Annotated in this window: 3 protein-coding genes and 1 pseudogene; all 4 read left to right on the top strand. The window is 60.4% G+C overall.

The window, feature by feature from the left end:
* Positions 1-119 precede the first annotated feature (119 nt).
* Positions 120-473: a HesB/IscA family protein gene (locus WBF74_RS07655; protein WP_424437632.1), complete on the top strand. Its 354-nt coding sequence runs from the start codon at positions 120-122 to the stop codon at positions 471-473.
* Positions 474-636: 163 nt separating this feature from the next.
* On the top strand, positions 637-837 hold the full coding sequence (gene rpmI, locus WBF74_RS07650; RefSeq protein ID WP_424437629.1) for a 50S ribosomal protein L35: 201 nt from the start codon (positions 637-639) through the stop codon (positions 835-837).
* A gap of 44 nt (positions 838-881) precedes the next feature.
* On the top strand, positions 882-1,247 hold the full coding sequence (gene rplT / locus WBF74_RS07645) for a 50S ribosomal protein L20 (RefSeq protein ID WP_424437626.1): 366 nt from the start codon (positions 882-884) through the stop codon (positions 1,245-1,247).
* A gap of 227 nt (positions 1,248-1,474) precedes the next feature.
* Positions 1,475-1,962: pseudogene (locus WBF74_RS07640) on the top strand (phenylalanine--tRNA ligase subunit alpha); the annotation flags it as partial.

The following is a 1,962-nucleotide window of genomic DNA, read 5'->3' as shown; positions in this document are numbered from 1 at the left end:
CCCATCGCCACTGCATTCATCCCCGCGTTCTACCGTCATACCATTGCGCGGCCGACGCGCGCGCACTACCTTACGCGCAGAGGGAGAGTGATCTTATCGCAAAACAGGATTGCCGCACCATGACCGTTTCGACTGAAATCACAGCGCCGTCCGCCCACACGCTGACAGACAGCGCCGTGCGGCGCATCAAGCGTGTGCTGGCGAAAGAGCCGGCCGGCGCCATGTTGCGCGTGAGCGTCGAGGGTGGCGGTTGCTCGGGATTCCAGTACCTGTTCGACATCGTTCGGGACCGGAATGACGACGATATCGCCATTGAGCGCGACGGCGCAGTGGTGCTGGTCGACGCGATCTCCGTTCCCTACCTCGAAGGCTCGGTCCTCGATTTTGTTGACGACCTGATCGGCCAGTCGTTCCGGATCGACAACCCACAGGCTTCCGCCTCATGCGGGTGCGGCACGTCTTTTTCTATCTGACGTCCCTCTTGCTTGATCGACAACGATCTGTCATAAGCGCCACTTCATCAGAATCGCCCGGCTGATAAGGGCTGCCGTGGCGGTTTGATGTGCTTTCGAGCAGCATCAGACCGGATCGTCTTCGCGTGCGGAGACTGCAATTCGGTATACGAAAGGAAGCAAAATGCCCAAGCTGAAGACGAAATCGGGCGCTAAGAAGCGCTTCAAGATTACCGGCACCGGCAAGGTCGTTGCCGCCCAGGCGGGCAAGCGCCACGGCATGATCAAGCGGAGCAAAAAGTTCATCCGCAATCAGCGCGGCACGATGACCCTTTTCGAGGGCGACGCGAAGAACGTGAAGCAGTACTTCCTGCCCAACGGCTGAACCTGATCCCTGTCATCCATCCGGTATTTTGAGGAGCCAGCACAATGGCCCGCGTCAAACGGGGCGTTACGTCCCACGCCAAGCACAAGAAGGTTCTGAAGGCCGCCAAGGGCTTTTACGGCCGCCGCAAGAACACCATCCGTACCGCCAAGGCCGCTGTCGACCGCGCGTTGCAGTACAACTACCGCGACCGCAAGAACAAGAAGCGCACGTTCCGCGGCCTGTGGATTCAGCGCATCAATGCTGCCGTGCGTGAACATGGCCTGACCTACAGCCGATTTATCGACGGTCTCGGCAAGGCTGGCATTGATATCGATCGCAAGGTTCTGTCCGATCTCGCCATCCGCGAGCCGGAGGCCTTCAAGGCGATTGTCGAGAAGGCGAAGTCGGCTCTGCCGGCTGCTGCCTGATCGGCCAATGCTTCTGGCCGGGCGTTCACGTCCGGCCCTCCCTTTCCGGGATCCATGCGTGACGGCAAATCTGCCGCGAAACGTATCGATTTGGCCGGAAGGGCTTGACGGTTCCCCGGTCATTGCCGACAAGCAGGCAACCTGTGCCAAATGGGTGCTTTCCGATCAAATGGAATCATCTGATCGATCGGAATTCGCCCGACATGAAAAGGCGCGCCGAGGAACAGATGTCCGATTACTCCACTCTCGAAAATTCCCTGCTCGATGCAGTTCAGACGTCCGCAGACGAGGCTGCGCTCGAGGCTGTGCGCGTGTCCGCACTCGGCAAAAAGGGGGCGATCTCCGACCTGCTGAAGACCTTGGGCTCCCTCACGCCTGACGAGCGAAAGGCACAGGGGCCGATCATCAACGGCCTGCGGGACCGCATCGCCGCTGCTATCGCAGACCGCAAGGCAGTGCTGGTGGAGGAGGCGCTCAATGCCCGCCTCGCCCGTGAGACTACCGACGTCACGCTGCCGCTTCAGGAAAGCGCCCAGACGCGCGGGCGTATCCATCCGATCAGTCAGGTCATTGACGAACTGACCGCGATCTTCGCCGACCTGGGCTTCTCCGTCGCCGAAGGGCCGGATGTCGAGAGCGACTTCTACAACTTCACGGCGCTGAATTTCCCCGAGGGTCATCCGGCCCGCGAGATGCACGACACGTTCTTCTTCTC

This window comes from Parvibaculum sp. (genome assembly GCF_049672805.1).
Lineage (GTDB): Bacteria > Pseudomonadota > Alphaproteobacteria > Parvibaculales > Parvibaculaceae > Parvibaculum.
This window is presented reverse-complemented; position numbering and strand designations above follow the sequence as displayed.